The sequence below is a fragment of the Cognaticolwellia mytili genome, from assembly GCF_002104475.1.
GTDB classification, from domain to species: Bacteria; Pseudomonadota; Gammaproteobacteria; order Enterobacterales; family Alteromonadaceae; genus Cognaticolwellia; species Cognaticolwellia mytili.
This window is the reverse complement of the sequence record NZ_NBOF01000003.1, coordinates 278,702-298,515: the sequence shown is the minus strand read 5'-3', so window position 1 is coordinate 298,515 and position 19,814 is coordinate 278,702. Positions and strand designations below refer to the sequence as shown.

Here is a 19,814-nt window from a genome sequence, read left to right as displayed (position 1 = left end):
CCATCTGAAGATGCAGGATTCAGTAAGTCGAGAAAGGGTATACACAGGGCAATAGCATAAACTTATCGACTATGGCGGCTCTGATAGCCGATAAGTTTGTAAACGCTGGCTAATCTACACTGCCCATCTAACCAAAAATTTTGCGCAACATTGACGAACTTTCTGCTGGTTTCACAGTGGCAGTTTTTGCACCATCAGGTAAAGGATTAAAGCCAGTTAAACTTGGAAATTCGACGTCGATATTACAATGCTCGTAATCACCAGAAGCTGGATTAAATCGATATTCTTTACTCCAAGCCGCTAAATTTTCCGTGACTTGGTTAATCGCATTCACCACAAAAGCCACTTCTTTATCTGATGTGGTTGGGTGAAATGAGGCTCTGATCCAACCTGGTTTTTCAGCAAAATCGCCCGAATCAATTTGTTCAGTTATTTTTGACGAAGTGTCCTGATCAACATTTAATAAAATATGCCCATAAGTGCCAGCACAAGAACAACCGCCGCGGGTTTGCACGCCAAACTTATCGTTAAGTAGGCGCACAATTAAATTATGGTGAGCACCTCGAACATAAAACGACACTATAGCTAATCGATCTCGGATATTTGGCTCTAACATGACAACTTGCTCGTTTTTAGCCAAGGTATCCATAACATAATGGGTAATTTCAGTTTCACGCTGGTGAATATTTTCAACACCCATAGCATCTTTTAACTTTATCGCTAATGCAGTTTTAATGGTTTGTAAGAAGCCAGGGGTGCCGCCATCTTCACGCATCTCAATATTATTAAAAAAGCTATGTTTCCCCCAAGGGTTTGTCCATGTCACTGTGCCGCCACCAGGATGATCTGGTACCTTATTTTTATAGAGCACTTTATTAAAAACCAGTACACCTGAACTTCCCGGACCACCAAGAAATTTATGCGGAGAAAAGTAAATAGCATCTAATGCTTGCTTCGGATCGCTAGGGTGCATATCAATATCAACATAAGGTGCAGATGCCGCAAAGTCGACAAAACACAAGCCACCATGCTTATGCATTATTTCAGCTAACTGATAGTATGGGGTTTTAATACCGGTCACATTTGAACAAGCAGAGAATGAGCCTATTTTAACTTTACGGTCTTGGTATTTTTCTAACAGTAACTCTAGATGTTCTAATGACGGTAAGCCGTTGCTATCAGGCTCAACAATCTCTAGTGTTACATCGCATTCATACCACGAGGTTTGGTTTGAATGATGTTCCATATGAGTAATAAATACCACTGGGCGATCACTTTCAGCAAATGTTACTTGCTCTTGCATACGCTCAGGAATACGCAAACCTAAGATACGTTGAAATTTATTTACCACCGCCGTCATACCTGCACCAGCAGTGATCAAAACATCATTTTCACAAGCGTTAACATGGCGTTTAATAATATACTGCGCGTCATGATAAGCGTTAGTCATAGCACTACCGGTTAAATTGGTTTCAGTATGTGTATTCGCAACATAAGGACCTAATTCATTGGTAAGGTAATCTTCAATCGGTTGATACAAGCGCCCGCTCGCAGTCCAGTCGGCATAAATAATATCTAATGTTTTACCATTTATTTTATGTGTTAAATTTTGTCCAACAACGTTTTTTCGAAACGGTAAAAAATAGTTTTCCAAAGACATACTATATGCACTCACTTAGCTCTGTAATAAAAACATACTAGCATTTGAGAAATTTATAGTAATTAAAAACCACAAAAACAACTTAATAAGCAATATAAAACTCACACAGAGTGATTTATAAAAATAAACATCTCAAATAGAAATTATTTCATTGCTAAAGTGAAAATTAATTTGCTGAATATATCAATAAGGGAATATTCTTCTAAATAGACAACTATTTAATCGCTAACTCGCCAATCAATTGGAGACTTTTTTTGTTTACTAAGCCAATGGTTTGCCTTAGAAAAGTGCTGGCAACCAAAGAAGCCTCGATAAGCAGATAGTGGTGAAGGATGTGGACCATTTAAAACCAAGTGTTTTTGCTGATTGATATTTTTACCTTTCTTTTGAGCATGGCTGCCCCACAACATAAATACACAGCCAGCATTATGCTCATTGAGCTGTGCAATAATATTATCAGTAAAAGTTTCCCAACCCAGTTTGGCATGAGAATGTGCTTGCCCTTGTTTCACCGTTAAAACCGTATTCAGCAATAACACGCCTTGCTTTGCCCAATCGACTAAATGGCCATGTTTTGGCGTGGTAAATTCGGCAATATCTTGTGTGAGTTCTTTATAAATATTTACTAACGATGGTGGTACTTTAATTCCTTTTCGCACTGAAAATGCCAAACCATGAGCTTGTGACTCACCATTAGCGCCAACACCGTGATAAGGGTCTTGCCCGAGTATTACCACTTTAACATCCGCCAAATCTACTGTAGAAAAAGCGCTAAAAACGTCACTTTCTACGGGGAAGATCATCTCGCCGTCTGCTCTTTGTTGAGCAACATTTTCAGAAAGCTTTTGGAAATAAGCTTGTTGCTGCTCTTGGGATACAATTTCTTGCCACTGTGGTTTTAACTTTGTCATTTCATTACTCTTTGAGTCGCGAACAGATATTGGAAGATTATTCTTTACCAGCCATTATATACCGTTCATCGATGTGCATGTACTTATATACCCAAGCCACTCGAAGATGCTGTTTCAGAGTTAAGCTAGGAAATCAGAGCAAGGCACAGCACGCAGGTAATGGTTACTCCCTTACCAAGTACCGCAACGCTGAACTGGCTTTCTAGCTTAGCTCCCACAGGGCAAGGCGGTAAAGGGTCATCCCCGGCGTTATTGATTTCGACAATAGAATAACTATTCTCTTCAATCAATGCCTTGGTGCTAACCCTTTCTCGGCTTGCTGAATCCTGCATCTCCAAGTGGCTTGGGTATATGGATGTAAGTTATTAGGGGAATGCATGGAGCAATTACCGAGATGTACTAATACCTTGAATGACAAGATGTCTGAGAAAGGCCTGAACATCACCATGCTTTGCCATCGACATACATGGATGTATTAATGCCGTGAAGGCAAGGATGCCTTGGAACGGCCACGCAACCACGTTATACCGTTCATCGACGTGCATGTACTTATATGGATGTAAGTTATGAGGGGGAATACATGGAGCAATTACCGAGATGTACTAATGCCTTGAATGACAAGATGTCTGAGAAAGGCCTGAACATCATCATGTTTTGCCATCGACATACATGGATGTATTAATGCCGTGAAGGCAAGGATGCCTTGGAACGGCCGCGCACCCGCGTTATACCGTTCATCCTGAACATAAAAAGGCAGTAAAACTGCCTTTCTATATTTATATCGATTACTCAAACTAAATAGCTAACTGAGTAAATATGTTCTTAACTCTGCAAATTCAGTTGATGCGGTTGTTGACAGAATAGTTTCACTGGCACAATCTGCAAGCTCTTTCGGTAAGCCTATCGGCTGACCTAAGGTACTTTCAACAATTTCTTTAAACTTAGCCGGATGGGCAGTACCTAAAAATACGCCAAACTCTGAATCAAGGGCGTTATATTGTAACGCTCGATAGGCCACAGCCGCATGAGGCTCACTGATATAACCTAACTTTGCCAATTGAATCATAGTCATTTGTGTTTGCTCTTCATCAATCGATACTGAGCTAACACAATCAGCTTCTACAATGCCTGCTTTAAGCATATGTTCAACACGAGGCCAATTGTTAGGATTACTTACGTCCATGGCATTTGAAATTGTGGCAACAGTATCATTTGGAGACCACTCACCCGTTTGCAAATAACGCGGTACAGTATCGTTGGCATTGGTAGCGGCAATAAAGCGTTTAATTGGCAAACCTAATGCTTTAGCAAAAAGTCCTGCCGTTAAATTACCAAAATTGCCGCTTGGAATTGAAAATACTAACTCATCAAGCGCATCAGCTCCTTTTTGACGATACAGCTGAGCAACCGCTTCAAAGTAGTAACAAATTTGCGCTAGTAAACGGCTAATATTAATTGAGTTTGCTGAATTTAAACCGATAGTTTCTTTTAGCTCTTGGTCATCAAACGACTGTTTAACCAGTGCCTGGCAATCATCAAAAGTGCCTTCAATGGCAACGGTTTTGATATTGCCACCAAGCGTGGTGAACATTTTTTCTTGTAACAAGCTAATTTTGCCTTTGGGATATAAAATAACAACATCGATATTGTCTATATCATGAAAAGCATGAGCAACAGCGGCACCAGTATCACCAGAGGTTGCCGTTAAAATGGTAATTTTTTTCCCTTGGCTAAATGCCTGTAAACACTTTGCCATAAAGCGGGCACCAAAATCTTTAAAGGCTAATGTCGGGCCATGAAACAATTCTAGAATGGCTCTTTTTTCACTAATTGGCTGTATTTGTGCAGGAAAATTAAAAGCATCCGTTACAATTTCAGTCAGTTGTTGTTGTGAAAGGTCATCACTAACAAATGGGTAAAGTACTTTAACGCTGCGCTCAACCAGTGGTAGTGCTAGCAACTCTTCAATATTTTCAAAACTTGGAATATGCTCAGGGAAAAACAACCCTTGATTGCGGCCTAGCCCCTGCTTTACTGCACCAGCAAAACTTACTTGTTCATCATTTTCTTTTAAATTATAAAATTTCACGCTTAAATTCCTATATAAGGTTTTCTCTTAAGGGGTTTAACCTTTTTCTGCTTTTATTTGGCTATATTTACGATAACAATGCAGCTAGGTTAAGCTAACAGCGCCTTGGCTATCCGTTTGACAAATATGAACAAAGCCTTCACTGACATCGTTAGCGAGTGTTTGCAAATAATTCTGTTCTAGCCAATTGGCAAACTCTTCTGCTTTATTTTTATCATCGGTAACACAAAAAAGTGTTGGCCCTGAGCCAGAAATACCAACAGCTAAGCAATCTTGCTGTTTTAAATGACTTACCGCGTCACCATAACCCGGTAAAATTGACTGACGATAAGGTTCAGCAACAACATCGGTTAATACCGAATATGCCTGTACTTTATCCTTGCGGTGGCAAGCGTCAACAAAGGTCGCTAAATTTTGTCCAAAGGTAATTAAATCAGCGCGTGAATAATCACGTGGTAAAATATCACGAGCCGCTTTTGTCGAAACCTCAATACCTGGATAAGCCATAACATAGTAACAATCTTCAAATGCTGGCAATGTTCGGGAAATCACTTCTTGATCTGGCACCATCAACTGCATACCACCTAAAAAGCAAGGAGCGACATTATCGTAGTGCAAGCTGCCACTAATTTGTGCTTCCATCTGTCCCATCATTTTCAATAACGCTTTATCGTCAAAACTAAATTGATGGTACTTTTCATAAAAAGCATTTAACCCTGCTAATGCTGCGACAACAGAGCATGCGCTTGAGCCTAAGCCACTGCCCACAGGCATACGCTTTTCTAAACTTAACTTTACCTTGGCTACATCTTTTTGGTGTGCCTCAAGCTGTTGATTAAATAATAATAAGCAATGCCAGACAATATTGTCTTTAACATCTCCGGGTAGCTTTTTTGCAAAGTCGCCGGTAACTTCAATGTGATCACCATCGTTACTATGAGTAACCGTGACCACGTCTCCTAAAAGCGTGCCATCAATCGGTTTAACGGCAAGTCCTAAAACATCAAAACCGACATTAACATTGCCGATTGACGCTGGTGCAAATACTGAAACGCTCATTAATGTTGTTGCTCCCACGCTAAAGTTCTTAATAAATCACCAAATACACCAGCGGCGGTAACCGCTGCACCTGCACCATAACCACGTAAAACAAATGGCAAAGGTTGGTAATAACGGCTGTGCACTGCTAAGGCATTTTCACCATCTTTAATACTAAATAATGGGTGTTCTGGGCCAACAGCTTCAATGCAAACCTGGCACTGTCCATCAATAATATTACCGATATATCTTAATACTTTCCCTTCAACTTTAGCCGCATTAATACGTGCGCCGAAACTTTCGTCTAACTCTTCCAAGTTGCTCATAAAGCTTTCAACATCACCACTTGCATCAAACGATTCAGTTAATACTGATTCCACTTTAATATCGCTCAACTCCAGTGGTAATCCCGCTTCACGCGCCATGATTAATAATTTTCGTGCGACATCCATACCGCTTAAATCATCTCTTGGGTCTGGTTCAGTAAAACCTTGCTCTTTTGCAAGTGCCGTTGCTTGAGATAATGTCATTCCTTCATCTAATTTACCGAAGATATAAGACAATGAGCCCGATAATACACCTTCAAAACGATGTAGTTCATCGCCCGCTTTTAATAAATTTTGTAAGGTATCAATAACTGGTAAACCCGCACCTACCGTTGTTTCATATAGAAAGCGACGATTAGTTTTTTGTGCTGCCACCCTAAGCGCTTGATAGTACTGCCATGAATCTGTATTTGCTTTCTTATTTGGCGTAACAACATTAAAACCAGCTTCTAAATATTTAACATAGTCTAAAGCTAATGCTTCGTTAGAAGTACAATCAACTAATACGGGGTTAATTAAATGGTTATCACGAACAAAAGCTTTAATATTATCAACATTTACATTGACCGCTTGTTGCTCAAAACTTGGCTGCCAATTACTTACATCAATGCCCTCTTGATTAAACACCATACCTTTACTATTGGCCAAACCATAAACTTTTAAAGCAATATTATCAGTTTTCAATTTCGGCTGTTGTCGAGCAATCTGTGCCAACAATTCGCTACCGACAACACCACAACCAACAAGAAATACGTCTATAGTTTGCTTGTGAGAGAAAAAGTTTTGATGGCTGACTTTCATGGCATCAGTGCATTTTCTACTTTCGATAACCACAGAGATACTGCGCTCTGACGAATCTTGTGCGATAGCCACAACATTGACTCTTGCTTGTGCCAATGAAGCAAAAAATTTGGCAGCAACACCTTGTTGATGATGCATACCATCACCAACTAAAGACACGATAGATAATTTATCAGTCAACGTGAGTGGTTCTAGTAACCCGTTGAGTAACTCTAGTTCAAATTCTTCTTGAAGACTTTGTTTCGCCCTAATCGCATCGGCTGAATAAATACAAAAACTAATACAGTATTCACTTGAAGATTGGCTGATTAAAATTAAAGAGATGTTCTCACGACTCATGGTGGCAAAAACTCGACTCGCCATACCCACCATACCTTTCATGCCTGGGCCTGAAACATTAACCATAGTTAAATCATCAAGATTTGAAATTGCTTTAACTTGTTTCTTTTGATCATTTTCGTTGGCAATTAGTGTGCCTGGTGCTTGAGGGTTACCGGTATTTTTAATCAAACATGGGATATGATATTGCGCTATCGGGCCAATAGTTTTCGGATGTAAGACGCTAGCGCCAAAATATGAAAGCTCCATTGCTTCTTGATAAGATAAATAATCTAACAACTGCGCTTCTTTTATCAAACGAGGATCAGCATTGTAAACGCCATCAACATCAGTCCATATTTCACAATATTTCGCTTCACTACAAACAGCTAACACGGCCGCTGAATAGTCAGATCCATTACGTCCTAACGTTGTCACGTCACCTTTACTATCAACACCAATAAAGCCTGGCATTAGTGCAACGTCGTTTAAGTCACTATAGGCTTGTTGGTATTTATCTTTACATAGCACTAAATCAGCTACCGCATTTAGCGAGACATCATTTGTGTGTAGGAATTTTTCAGGTTCAATGGTACTGACTTGGATATCATCAACCGCTAACACTGAACTCAACAATGCGACACTTAATCGCTCACCAATACTAATAATACGTGCTCGTACGTGCTCAGGGCAAAATGAAAGTAACGTAGCGCCATGTAAATAACGACTTAACTGCTGTTCCCAATTGGCAAGAGCTTGCTCACTATGTTGATGACAAAATTCAGGTAATGTTGCAGACAAATCGCTAATTATATTTTCAATAGCATGCTTAAAGTGCTGTAAATCGCTTTTCAGCTTATTTTCATCTGAAATATTTTCTGCCATCGCTACCAAATGATTGGTAACACCTTGAGGTGCAGATACAACAACAGCCAATTTAGATGACTTGCTTTCATTCTTGATGATATTTGCAACGTCAATAAAACGCTGTGCCGTTGCTAACGATGAACCACCAAACTTTAATACACGCATTTTTACTCCTTATAAAACAAAAAAAGCCCGTAACCTTTATGGTCACGGGCTTGATAAAATTATTAAGTTTTACACGTCAGCCGATGACCACCATCCCAATGAGGGTGGTAGTGGTAATAATAATGGTACGGCGAAGTGAAATAATCATCAGTATAAAATGCCTGAAGTGCAATTTTCTGTCAACTGATATTTTTGAATAAAACAAACTAATATATGTATAAAAGTTATTTATTATGAATATTTATAATTTATATTCAGGCTAACAATGTTTCTTTCGCTAAACAAACACGGTTTCTACCCTTAGCTTTAGCTTCATATAATGCGATATCGGCATTGCTAATCAAATCTTCATAACGCGTATCGATACTGTCAATAGTCGCTACCCCAATACTTGCAGTAACACTTATGGTTCGATCTTGATATCGAATGGTGTTTTTAGCAATAGACTGACGAATACGTTCAGCAACCTCTTCCGCGCCTGCTAGATTGGTATTTGGCAATATCACGGCAAACTCTTCACCACCATAACGACCAAATAAATCTCCCATACGTAGTAATTTAGTGACAGCTTTTGCTGTTTCAACTAACACTAGATCACCGCCTTGATGGCCAAAAGTATCATTGAGTAGTTTAAAGTGATCTAAATCTAGCATCACCAATGCTAAATCATGTTGATGACGGCGTGCACGTGAAAACTCTTTTGCTAAACATTCTTCCCAATGCTTGCGGTTAAACGTTTGAGTTAAGCCATCAATACGGTTTGATAAAGCCAATTCTTCTAGGGCTTTATTCAGTTGATTTTGGTAATGACAAACATCAGTAACATCTTCAATTAAAATACAAATACCTTCAAGTTCACCTGAAATCTCAACAGGTAAAAAGGTACAGTTTTGTGCCATAAAGTGACTATCTGTCGTGATGGGGCGAGAATGAAAGAGTTCAAACAAATGATGACGCTGCTCCCAACCACAAAAAGATTGAGTTTTGAGCTGAATAACACTGGATAATTTACGCTCAAACCACTTTCTAGGTAATTCAGGAAAAATGCTAAAAACACTTTTACCGATCACGTCATTATCATTCTTATTCGCGTGAACTTCTAAAAAACGATTCCACATAATAATGTTATAATCACAATCTAGAAATAGAATTCCTGTATTTAATCGGTTTGAGATATCCAAACAAAACTCATCCAGCATAACTAAAAATCTTCCAAAATCCGATCAATAACGGTTTTAATATTAATAATCGCTTCTTCAGGAATTAATAGCACCATATCACAATTAAAGGAGTAATCAGTCACCTGATAACTAATACGGACTTTTAACGCTAAGTCCCAATTAAAAGCTTGCTGAGTCAAATGTTCAGAAACCATTCCTTGATTAGCGGAAATTAACCTTGGCGCACTATACGACATTTGGTTATCTATTTGACTAGCAAAAACATTCAAAAATGTTGTTGTTAAAATTGAGCTCAAATCTATGATTTGTTCATCAAAACTCATCTCATCGTCTTCATAACCAAGTAAATCAGCTAAGCGATGTGAATCTTGCGGTTGATACATTAGTAATGCTTCACCACGTATACCTTCATAGCCGAAAAAACCTTGGCTAACGACGGCAATAGCTTCCAAGTTCTGATGCCCTGAATCAAAAAGTTGATCGGACTTTACTTGTTCGATACTTGGCACCTTCAAATAAACAAAAGTATTTAAATAGCGCGCAAGTTGATCACTGGCTTGCCCCATGGCAACATTGATAAGTTCTTGCAAGCAATCTTGCTGATCTTCGCTCAAATCAAAAGCACTCATAATATCCCATGCAATTTCAAATTTTCATTTAAGGTTTCTAGTTGTACGGGTTTACGTAAAAAAGCTTTCGCCCCTAAATTAAGTACTCTACTTTGCATCTCCGGCTGAATATCAGCGGAGATAACAAATACTGGCAGCTCAATACTTTCATCTTGCATGGCTTGTAATACCCCTAAACCATCAATAACCGGCATGGTTAAATCAAGAAAAAGTACATCAATATTTTGGTTTCTTAGGATCGCTAACGCTTCTTCACCATTAGTGGCGAGTTGCGCGTCGCTTGACAAACTTTCAGGGAGGCTTCTTAAAACTTGCTTACGGGCTAAGTTAGAGTCATCACAAATAAGAACATTCGTGCTCATTCGACACTAATCCTTTATTATTTTTATTATTAACCTCTAATCTACCTCAATTTTACGCTACTGTTAATTGCTAATAGTGATAAAAATGAGCTTTTTTACTACTTATGCCGTTAAAAACAAGCATAATTATCACATTTTATTTATTTTACAATTAACCAATAGCATATGTTTCGGTAAAACTGAGTTAAAGCGCTACATGCAAAGAATGCAAGGAATGCAAGTTAGCATAACAATAAATTTATCCTGGCTAGGTTTATGATCATTAATAGTTTGAGCTAGAAACTTACCAATAAGTCAATAAAGGCGATAGACATTAGTGCAGACAAAAAATAAATGCTCATAGCTTTCCAGCTATATTTACCTAATTTCATGTTGATCTCCCAATATTATGCTCCATAAATGGAGTAGTCATTATTATTCATAGTTAAATCTATGATTTAAAATCGAATAAAGAATAAATCACAGGTAAATTATAATAAGCATATCTTGTGCCAATTAGTTATAAAAACAATAGAATAAATATATAATTAGGGAGAGATAAAATATGAGCCTGAGCAATAGCTTTATATAGCATATCTTTTATGATTAATTCCAACTCAAATACGCTTGGTTTTTTTTCAACCATTGTTTTGCCAAATAGAACTCAGGACAATGCCTTTCAACTAACTGCCAGAATTTTGTCGAATGATTCATATACTTAAGGTGACAAAGTTCGTGTACGATGACATAGTCAACCACCCAAGGTGGCAGCATTTTTAATAAGTAGTTAAAACTTAGCTCACCACGACTACTACAGCTCCCCCAACGTGCCTTATATTTTCTCACCTTAAATGCCTCAGCATGCAATAAAGTTTTTTCTGAAAATAATGGTAATTGATGGCTTAGGTACTCATCAATTGAGGCTTTAAACCACTGCTCAATTAATGACTTTACTTTTTGAGCGATGGCTACTGAGTTTATTTCATATTGCTGATATCTTAACGCAATAAAAACCCGTAGTGATTTTTCAACAAAATCATGTTGCACCTTTTGTCGGCCAAAGCAGATTATGATCCTATGTGGGAGCCCATCAATATAAACAGGGTTATCAAGACTAAAATTATTTTTTGAACATGAAGATAATGTGTTATTGGAAAGCTGCTGCAGTGCAATTTTTTTGGCTAGCCATATTGATTTTAACTGAATTAGATTCTCTATGTATTCAACTTTAACAAAATCAGGTGCGCGGACAATAACTTGAGCATTCTTTACCTGTAAAGCAATTGTTTTTCGTCTATTACTACGAATTAATTGGTAATCCAATTTACCTCACCGTACAAAAGCTCAAATTTCGTTATTTATTTAACAAGCACTTGAGCATGTAACATTAAGCTGCTTCTGTTTTGCTTTTAGCTACTGTTTTTTTAGTAGGTAACTTAGCACTAGCAACTTTTGTTTTTGACTCTTTTGGGGTTGGATTTTCTGCTTCACTATCATCAGATAAAGTTTTAGCGATTGGCTTAGCGGAAACTGCTTTGCTGCTCTGAACTTTTGCTTTTTTTGCTTGTAAAGCAACCAGAACACACTCACGATTTTGAGCTAAATAAACACTTAGCTCTTCACGTATTTCCTCTGAAAGTTCAACTGGCGCTTGCTCAAACATTTCAGACAAATTATCTGCCATATCAAGCATTTTATCGTAGTCATCTGCGGCTTTCTTATCCATAAATGTTTCTACCTCCACACCTTGTCTTATCACGACAAATCGACTTTCAACTGCCATTGGGTATCCCTTATTTTCTCAAGACTCAAACTCTGCTATTCATCATATCTTATTTAAATTGGTAAGCACAATTATAGCGATTAGCAATATACACTAGCTAGAAAAACCAAAAACTGTATACATATACAGCATCATACTCTATTCTTTTTAAATTGCCAGAAAATAATAACTTTCAACTAAAAAATGTTCAATATTTATGCATTTCATCGTGCGATATATTACAAAAAAAGTAATAAAAATATCTCGGAATGTCACTAGATGTAAAAGTTGATGTCATGTCATATTCTTTTAAAAGCAATAATAGCTTTTAAAAATAGTAAATTAAAACTAAATCATTTAATAATATTTCAGTTAATTATTACATTCACTAACACCCCTTTTACAACTTTTCACCAAAATTAGGTAACTATTATTATGAACAACAAATAAATTATCTTTAGATATGCGGAGAATATTATGAATAAATTGACATCATTAGCAGTCGCAACAGCATTTACACTATTATCATCAATGAGCTTTAGTAGTCACGCTACGGAAAAACACATCGAGTCGGCGCTTATTGATGTGTGTAAGTCAGCTCTTTCCAATAAAGTTGCCAAATACCAAAAAACGACCAAATCTTATAACTTGCAAAATAAAACTGTTGCATTAAAAGTAATGTGTAATGGGAGTGATATTATTGATTTTGCGCAAAAGCATGGTGCTTATAAAACTGCGGCCCGCATAGAACGTAGCATTAGCGGACATGTCAATATTATTGATGTTGCAAAGATTGAAAAAATTAATGTGGATTTTACATTATAAATAAGCGGTGAAGGATAAGACCAATAAAATGACTAATCAACCACTCAGGTACTCCTATGAATAAAACGTGTACCTGGTTGGTTGCATTATTTATTAGCAAATCGAACTAAGTTAATTGTCTCACTCTAAAGTTACGACCTTTAATTTTACCATTAACTAACTTAGCCAATGCTTTTTTTACTACCGATTTATCAACAGCAATATATGCCCAGTTAGGACCCATTTGAATTTTTCCTAACTGTTCAAAGACAATGCCATTTTCGCCAGTTAACGCACCAACAATATCACCTGGGCGTACTTTTTGCTTTTTACCGCCATCAATTTGTATCGTGGTCATTTTCGGTAAGAAAGGTTTGCTTTGCAGCACCTCGCTATCAGGTAATATTTCCCCTTCAATAGAGCGCTCTAAATAATCTTCCAGTAACCCTACCTTGTAGCGCTCTTTGTCACTAAACAAAGAAAATGCATAACCCGTACTACCAGCACGCCCTGTACGTCCGACACGATGAATGTGTACTTCACTGTCATGGGCAATATCATAATTAAATACCGCATCAAGCGCTTCAATATCTAAGCCACGCGCAGCAACATCCGTTGCCACTAAAATTGAGGCACTTTTATTGGCAAAGCGCACTAAGGTTTGATCTCTGTCTCTTTGCTCTAAATCGCCATGTAAGGCAACAACACCAAAGCCATAGCCCGCTAATTTGTCGGCTACCTTTTGAGTTTCTATTTTTGTATTACAGAAAATGACGCTCGATACCGGTCGATGTTTTAGTAGTAATAAGCGAATGGCCGTTAACTTTTGTTCGCTATTTTCAACATGATAAAAATGTTGAGAAATAGTATTGCTGGCATGAGTAGATTCTACTTTCACCACTTCTGGTGCTTGCAGGTACTTATTGGCAATTTTTTGAATTTGTTGTGGGAACGTGGCACTAAACAATAGCGTTTGCCTTTCCTCAGAGATATCTCCGATAATTCTATCTAGTGCTGCTTGAAAGCCCATTTCTAACATGCGATCTGCTTCGTCTAACACTAAGGTATCTACATGTTCGAGTGATAGCGTGCCGCGACCCAAATGATCTTCAATACGTCCAGGTGTACCAACAATAATGTGCGCGCCATGCTCAAGTGAACCAACTTGTGGTCCAAATGGCATACCACCACATAGCGTGAGTACTTTAATGTTATGAATGGCTCGAGCAAGCTTTCTGATTTCTTTGGCAACTTGGTCTGCTAGTTCTCGGGTTGGACAAAGCACCAAGGTTTGTATTCTAAATTTTTTGACCTGTAACTTATTCAATAAACCTAGGCCAAAAGCAGCGGTTTTCCCTGAGCCAGTTTTCCCCTGCGCGATAATATCCTTACCCGCTAATATCGCTGGTAAACTTTGTGCTTGAATATCAGTCATTGCATGGTATTCAAGCGTCGCTAAGTTATCTAAAAGGGCTGTTTGTAGAGGTAGTGATGAAAATTTGCTGTCGCTCAAAGCTAAAATCCTAGCATAAAGTTTAATTGTCGGTATTTTACACTTTTTCCAACACACTCGCACAGCTTTAAACGATTTTAATGGTTTACTTTTGCGATAGTCTTATCATATATGTGAAATGTTAAGGGGCATATAAGGATATTTATTGTGAAAGTAAGACTTTGGTTAACTCCAAAGCTAAGGTTTTTGGCGATTCTAATGGTAACATGTGACCCGTATTTTCAACTTTAGTAATAGAAATATTATCCGCACCACTAACCTCATCTTTCAATATCGATATATCAACTAAAGTATCGACATCACCAACCAAAAATTTCACCGGTAAGTTGAAATGTGACAAACGACCAAGTAATGATGGTCGAGACATAGAGACTTCGAGTTGGTGCAATAAAACATTGACCCCGAGATCCCTGTCCATATTTACAATCACATCTTTAATATTGATAAAACTCTCAGCGTTAAACTGCTTAATATTGGGGTGTAGCAAGTCTTCAATACGCTTATTTGGAATACCTGAATAGCCTCTATTGGCTATCCAAGTAATTGTACGTTTTCGCTGTTTTACTTCCGCATCAGGCAAGTTTTTTGGCAAATTAGATACCACCACTAAATGCGATATCAATTCAGGAATTTTCAGTGCAATAGCACTAGCAATATAACCGCCTAGTGAAAAGCCAACCAGCACGGCATCTTTCGCCACTATTTTTCGGGCCATCTCTTCAACAACATCTTCCATATTACCAGTGGTTGGAATTGGCAAATGCGTTAACTGGCAACGATGTAAAAACTGTTCGCCTAATAACTGCCAAGTTGGCTGCCACAGGCGTTTATCACACATAGTGCCCGGAATAAAATAAATAGTTCTAGACAAGTAATATTGTCCTTAATTAGCCTATAAAAACACTAGGAAAAGAAACGGTCAAATAAGCGAACATCAACCGTTTCACCAGCATTCACTCGACCTTGCTCAGACGGTAAAACAATATAACAGTTTGCAAAAGCAATACTGGTTAAAATACCAGAGCCTTGGCTTCCTGTCGTATCAACAATGAGTTCTCCTGCCGAGTTCTGTGATAGTACGCCACGTTGAAAGTCCATACGTCCCGGCGATTTCCTTAAATCTGACAAGCTTTTCGCTTTAAGCATAGTTGTAGGCTTTGCGTGACAACTTTGAAGTTTAATTAACGCTGGCATAGCCAATAAATCGGCAGTAACCATGGCAGAAACAGGATTACCTGGTAGACCAAAAAAGTAACTATTTGGTAGCTTGCCAAAAGCAAATGGCTTGCCCGGTTTCATGGCAATTTTCCAAAAAGAAATTTCCCCTAATTGCTCAAGTACCATTTTAGTATAATCAGCATCCCCCACTGAAACACCGCCTGAGGAAATTACCGCGTCAGCTTGTTTGTCAGCTTCAATAAACGCTTGTCTTATCGCCTCTTCATCATCTTCAATAACGCCAAAGTCAATAATATCAACATTGAGGTTTTGCAGCATACCCGTTAGCGCATAACTATTACTTTCATAAATATCACCATTTCCTAAAGGCTCGCCTAGTGCTTTCAACTCATCGCCCGTTGCGATTAATGCGACGGTGAGTTTACGAAAAACTTGTAAGTCATTAATACCAAGTGATGCCAAAACGCCAATATCAATAGCCGATAAACGACGACCCTTAGCAAAAACAATACGACCTTTAGCAATATCTTCACCGGCATAACGTACATGGTCGCTCTGTTTACGCTTTTCTAAGAAACGTATGCTTTCGCCATTTGCCTGACAATTCTCTTGCATTTCAACCGTATCGCAACCCTCCGGCAATTTTGCGCCGGTCATAATGCGAATACATTCGCCTTTTTTGCATATCCCCTCAAAGGGCTGACCTGCCATTGAACGACCCGCTAGAGTTAAATACTCTTGAGTTGCTAAACTTGTCTGAGCAAAAGCATAACCATCCATTGCAGAATTATTATGCGGGGGAACATTCATCGGGCTGGCAATATCAACCGCCAAAACCCTGCCTAAGCTCTCTTTTAAGGCTATTGTTTCAACATCAGTAATCGGGGTAATTGCACCTAGCATTGTTTCAAGCGCTTGAGCAAATGGCATTAAGCCTGGGGCAGAACAACAATCAACCATAATGAATTCTTCCAATTTAAGTTTTCTATTTCGTGTAATGAAAATAATTTTACAATGAATTATTTTACTTTGAAGTAAAGTAAACATAATTCAGGTCTTTATATGTTATATTGATCATAATCATACTATGCTTGTGATTATATGATATAAATTAATAAATCATTGAAATTCGCCGAGCTATTTTCGCTAACCTTGACAATTTTGTTCAAGCACGCGGATATAGCCGTAAACCAATTTTTATTTTGAGTTTGCCAGGGTTAACAAGGAAACTTGTTTACCTCCCGACATTGGAAAGGTGACATGTTAACAGACAACTTCGGACGCAAGTTTTATTACTTACGTCTATCAATCACTGACGTATGTAACTTTCGTTGTAACTATTGCTTACCTGACGGTTATCAGTGTGATCATGATAGAAAATTCCTAACGTTACCGGAAATTACGCGATTATCTTCAGCATTTGCCGATATGGGCACGGAAAAAATTCGTATCACCGGTGGCGAACCGTCGCTGCGAAAAGACTTACCCGATATTATTGCCCAATGTAAGCAAACGCCTGGCATCAAAAAAGTTGCCATTACCAGTAATGGCTATAAACTGCCTGAGCACCTGCCAAGTTGGCTAGATGCAGGCATTGATGCCATTAACATCAGCATTGATAGTTTAGATCCAAGACAATTTCATGCCATTACCGGCCACGATAAACTTAAGCATATCCTTAAAGGTATCGATATGGCATTAGCTGAAGGCAGTACTAGTATCAAAGTTAATACTGTGCTAATGCGTGAATATAATGGTTATGACATCGCAAGTTATTTAGCTTGGTTAAAAGATACACCCGTCACATTGCGCTTTATCGAACTAATGCAAACAGGCGATAACCAAAAGTTTTTTGATGCTCAGCACGTACAAGGCTCTCGTATTAAACAAAATTTGATCCTCGACGGTTGGCTGCCAGTCATTAACGATAAAGCATCAGGACCAGCACAAGAATTTTATCATCCTGACTATGCCGGAAAAATTGGCTTAATCATGCCGTATTCAAAAGATTTTTGTAATAGTTGTAACCGCTTACGCGTTAGCTCTTTAGGCAAATTACATTTATGTCTTTTTACTGAGCAAGGTTTGTCATTAAAAGATTATTTGCAAGATGACAACACGCAACCGTTAAAAGATGCTATCGCCAATATGATGACAGATAAAAAGCAGACTCATTTTTTACATGAAAAATTAACCGGTGCAACTAAAAACCTTGCCATGTTGGGCGGCTAATGAGTAACGAAAATTTACTTTTTCAATCTTGTTTAGGTGTCGTTTTAGCGGGAGGAAAATCTTCTCGTATGGGACAATACAAAGCGCACTTACAACGTAACCAACAAGATATGCTGAGTTACAGTAAAACTCTATTAAAAGATGCTGGCAGCTCACAAGTTGTTGTTAGTGGTGATGTACACGGCATAGCTGATATCGTCAGTAATATGGGTCCACTTGGCGGTATTCAAAGTATTATTAATCAATTTAAGCCAAAAGCACTGTTGATTTTACCCGTTGATCTCCCTTTAATGCCCGCCGATGAGCTTACCAAACTCAAGAAAATTGGTGAGTTAAGCCAAAGCGCATGTTTTTTTACCGATAATTATTTACCACTCTATTTGCCTGTTAATGCTTTTGTTGAGCAGTTTTTCCAACAGTCGCTCGTACAGCACAATATTGCGCATAAACCTGATAATAAATCATCGAGTAAACGTGGTTTAAGCGGTCCTTCGGTGAGAAGCCTTATTAACCAAATACCTCATAAAGTTATTCAAGCTAAAAATAGCAATAGCTTATTTAATACCAATACGCCTGAGCAGTGGCAACAGGCGCAACATTTACTCTCTTTGCAAAGGAAAACTCATGTCTAGTATTCATTGTGGCGACGAATTCGTACCATTAAATATTGCCGTATTAACTGTATCAGATACGCGCGAAGAACATAACGACACCTCAGGACAAGCACTCGTTGAACGTCTACAAGCTGCCGGCCATAAGTTAGCGGCAAAAGAAATTTCAAAAGATGACGTTTATCAATTACGTGCGATTGTATCTAAATGGATTGCTGACGAAAATGTACAAATCGTATTAACCACAGGCGGCACAGGCTTTACCGCCAGAGATAACACGCCAGAAGCATTATTACCTTTATTTGACAAAGACATTGAAGGCTTTGGTGAAGTATTTAGAACCATTTCTTTAGCAGAAATTGGCACGTCAACAATACAATCGCGTGCGTTTGGTGGCATGGCAAACCGTACTGTAGTCTTATCAGTTCCGGGTTCAACCAATGCCTGTAAAACAGCATGGGACAAACTGATTGTTGAGCAGCTTGATGCCAGTCACCGCCCATGTAATTTTGTACCGCATTTAAATTTTAAATAACAAAGCCGGCTCCACTCGACACTATGACAACATTGTTGAAAAAGCGATTGTCGCTAGCTTTATTACTACTGGCAACGGTGTGGTTGGCTTTTTATTCGCACCACACCATTGCCAAACAAGCTCAAGCCAATGATTTTGAACCTCAACTTAAACCGTTACGTATCGCCGTAGCGGCAAATTTTGCGCCAGCATTAGAACATTTGCTAAAAGACTTGCCAAATAACAGCAAAATTAATTATCAAATCATTAGCGCGGCAACAGGCACACTTTATCAACAAATAAAGCATGGAGCACCATTTGACCTATTTCTTGCAGCTGACAACCTTCGACCGACAAAGTTAGAACAAGAACAATTGATCCTTCCTAATAGCCGTCAAACCTACGCTTTCGGTCAATTAGCTCTGTGGTCAGCAACTGAAAAAATTAACAACCTGAATAAACTCAATAATTTTTCCGGCTACTTAGCCATTGCAAACCCTAGTACAGCACCTTATGGCAAAGCCGCTCAGCAGGCGTTACAAAGTTTATCACTTTGGTCAAAGTTAGAGAATCGTGTCGTCACCGGCATTAATATTAATCAAACCTTTCAACAAGTGCGCAGTCAGGCTGTACCTATTGGTATAGTGGCATTGAGCCAACTCAAAATAAATCAATTAAAAGGCATTACTATTCCTGCACACTACTATCAGCCTATTGCCCAGCAATTGGTAATACTTAAAAATAGTAAACAGCTAAAACACGCTCAGCAAATAAGTGATTTTTTATTGCAAGAAATAACACAAGCAAAGCTAAAAAAGTTAGGCTATTTGCCTGGCAAAAATATCAATAGTCAAGGCGCTCTGTAAGGTGACA

At 38.4% G+C, this 19,814-nt stretch carries 18 protein-coding genes and 1 riboswitch; of the genes, 5 read left to right on the top strand and 13 right to left on the bottom strand.

The genetic code is table 11. The annotated features are described in order from the left end of the window. Positions 1 to 127: 127 nt before the first annotated feature. From B7C41_RS10895 to B7C41_RS10845, 10 genes are all read right to left on the bottom strand, one after another. Entirely contained in the window at positions 128 to 1,675 is a 1,548-nt protein-coding gene (locus B7C41_RS10895) for an aminotransferase class V-fold PLP-dependent enzyme (protein ID WP_211279515.1), read from the bottom strand. A gap of 203 nt (positions 1,676 to 1,878) precedes the next feature. Then, positions 1,879 to 2,571, bottom strand: a complete 693-nt coding sequence (gene ung / locus B7C41_RS10890; protein ID WP_085298952.1) for a uracil-DNA glycosylase — start codon at positions 2,569 to 2,571, stop codon at positions 1,879 to 1,881. A gap of 802 nt (positions 2,572 to 3,373) precedes the next feature. After that, positions 3,374 to 4,660 carry a threonine synthase gene (gene thrC, locus B7C41_RS10880; protein ID WP_085298950.1) on the bottom strand — a complete coding sequence of 429 codons (1,287 nt, stop codon included), beginning with the start codon at positions 4,658 to 4,660 and terminating at the stop codon, positions 3,374 to 3,376. A gap of 84 nt (positions 4,661 to 4,744) precedes the next feature. Continuing rightward, a complete protein-coding gene (gene thrB / locus B7C41_RS10875; protein ID WP_085298949.1) occupies positions 4,745 to 5,719 on the bottom strand; it encodes a homoserine kinase in 975 nt (324 codons plus the stop codon). Then, positions 5,719 to 8,175 (bottom strand): bifunctional aspartate kinase/homoserine dehydrogenase I, encoded by a 2,457-nt coding sequence (gene thrA / locus B7C41_RS10870; protein ID WP_085298948.1) that lies wholly within the window; start codon positions 8,173 to 8,175, stop codon positions 5,719 to 5,721. The genes thrB and thrA overlap by 1 nt, the downstream gene beginning before the upstream one ends. Before the next feature lie 254 nt (positions 8,176 to 8,429). Further along, positions 8,430 to 9,374: a GGDEF domain-containing protein gene (locus B7C41_RS10865; RefSeq protein WP_085298947.1), complete on the bottom strand. Its 945-nt coding sequence runs from the start codon at positions 9,372 to 9,374 to the stop codon at positions 8,430 to 8,432. A 2-nt stretch (positions 9,375 to 9,376) separates the two neighbouring features. Further along, entirely contained in the window at positions 9,377 to 9,985 is a 609-nt protein-coding gene (locus tag B7C41_RS10860) for a chemotaxis protein (protein WP_085298946.1), read from the bottom strand. Then, positions 9,982 to 10,347: a response regulator gene (locus tag B7C41_RS10855; RefSeq protein ID WP_085298945.1), complete on the bottom strand. Its 366-nt coding sequence runs from the start codon at positions 10,345 to 10,347 to the stop codon at positions 9,982 to 9,984. Before B7C41_RS10855 ends, B7C41_RS10860 begins: the two co-directional genes overlap by 4 nt. Positions 10,348 to 10,932: 585 nt before the next feature. Continuing rightward, a complete protein-coding gene (locus B7C41_RS10850) occupies positions 10,933 to 11,649 on the bottom strand; it encodes a M48 family metallopeptidase (protein ID WP_085298944.1) in 717 nt (238 codons plus the stop codon). 64 nt (positions 11,650 to 11,713) lie between these two features. Further along, complete coding sequence (locus B7C41_RS10845) at positions 11,714 to 12,109, bottom strand: YebG family protein (protein ID WP_085298943.1); 396 nt, start codon at positions 12,107 to 12,109, stop codon at positions 11,714 to 11,716. 456 nt (positions 12,110 to 12,565) lie between these two features. Between B7C41_RS10845 and B7C41_RS10840 the strand changes: the two genes are divergently transcribed. Next, entirely contained in the window at positions 12,566 to 12,913 is a 348-nt protein-coding gene (locus tag B7C41_RS10840) for a DUF3718 domain-containing protein (RefSeq protein WP_085298942.1), read from the top strand. Between the two features lie 106 nt (positions 12,914 to 13,019). Here the strand turns inward: B7C41_RS10840 and dbpA are convergent, their stop codons facing one another. The 3 genes from dbpA to moeA form a co-directional block, all read right to left on the bottom strand. Further along, positions 13,020 to 14,405 carry an ATP-dependent RNA helicase DbpA gene (gene dbpA, locus B7C41_RS10835; protein ID WP_085298941.1) on the bottom strand — a complete coding sequence of 462 codons (1,386 nt, stop codon included), beginning with the start codon at positions 14,403 to 14,405 and terminating at the stop codon, positions 13,020 to 13,022. A gap of 142 nt (positions 14,406 to 14,547) precedes the next feature. Then, positions 14,548 to 15,276 carry an alpha/beta fold hydrolase gene (locus tag B7C41_RS10830; protein ID WP_085298940.1) on the bottom strand — a complete coding sequence of 243 codons (729 nt, stop codon included), beginning with the start codon at positions 15,274 to 15,276 and terminating at the stop codon, positions 14,548 to 14,550. Positions 15,277 to 15,308: 32 nt separating this feature from the next. Beyond that, positions 15,309 to 16,544 carry a molybdopterin molybdotransferase MoeA gene (moeA, locus tag B7C41_RS10825; protein ID WP_085298939.1) on the bottom strand — a complete coding sequence of 412 codons (1,236 nt, stop codon included), beginning with the start codon at positions 16,542 to 16,544 and terminating at the stop codon, positions 15,309 to 15,311. A 158-nt stretch (positions 16,545 to 16,702) separates the two neighbouring features. Further along, positions 16,703 to 16,858, top strand: a riboswitch (molybdenum cofactor riboswitch). Between moeA and moaA the strand changes: the two genes are divergently transcribed. The 4 genes from moaA to modA all read left to right on the top strand — a co-directional run bounded on the left by moaA (position 16,845) and on the right by modA (position 19,807). Beyond that, complete coding sequence (moaA, locus tag B7C41_RS10820; RefSeq protein ID WP_085298938.1) at positions 16,845 to 17,816, top strand: GTP 3',8-cyclase MoaA; 972 nt, start codon at positions 16,845 to 16,847, stop codon at positions 17,814 to 17,816. It overlaps the preceding riboswitch by 14 nt. Continuing rightward, positions 17,816 to 18,448 carry a molybdenum cofactor guanylyltransferase gene (locus B7C41_RS10815; protein ID WP_085298937.1) on the top strand — a complete coding sequence of 211 codons (633 nt, stop codon included), beginning with the start codon at positions 17,816 to 17,818 and terminating at the stop codon, positions 18,446 to 18,448. Before moaA ends, B7C41_RS10815 begins: the two co-directional genes overlap by 1 nt. Continuing rightward, entirely contained in the window at positions 18,441 to 18,962 is a 522-nt protein-coding gene (gene moaB / locus B7C41_RS10810; RefSeq protein ID WP_085298936.1) for a molybdenum cofactor biosynthesis protein B, read from the top strand. Before B7C41_RS10815 ends, moaB begins: the two co-directional genes overlap by 8 nt. A 23-nt stretch (positions 18,963 to 18,985) precedes the next feature. Continuing rightward, a complete protein-coding gene (gene modA / locus B7C41_RS10805) occupies positions 18,986 to 19,807 on the top strand; it encodes a molybdate ABC transporter substrate-binding protein (RefSeq protein WP_085298935.1) in 822 nt (273 codons plus the stop codon). The last annotated feature ends 7 nt before the right edge of the window (positions 19,808 to 19,814 follow it).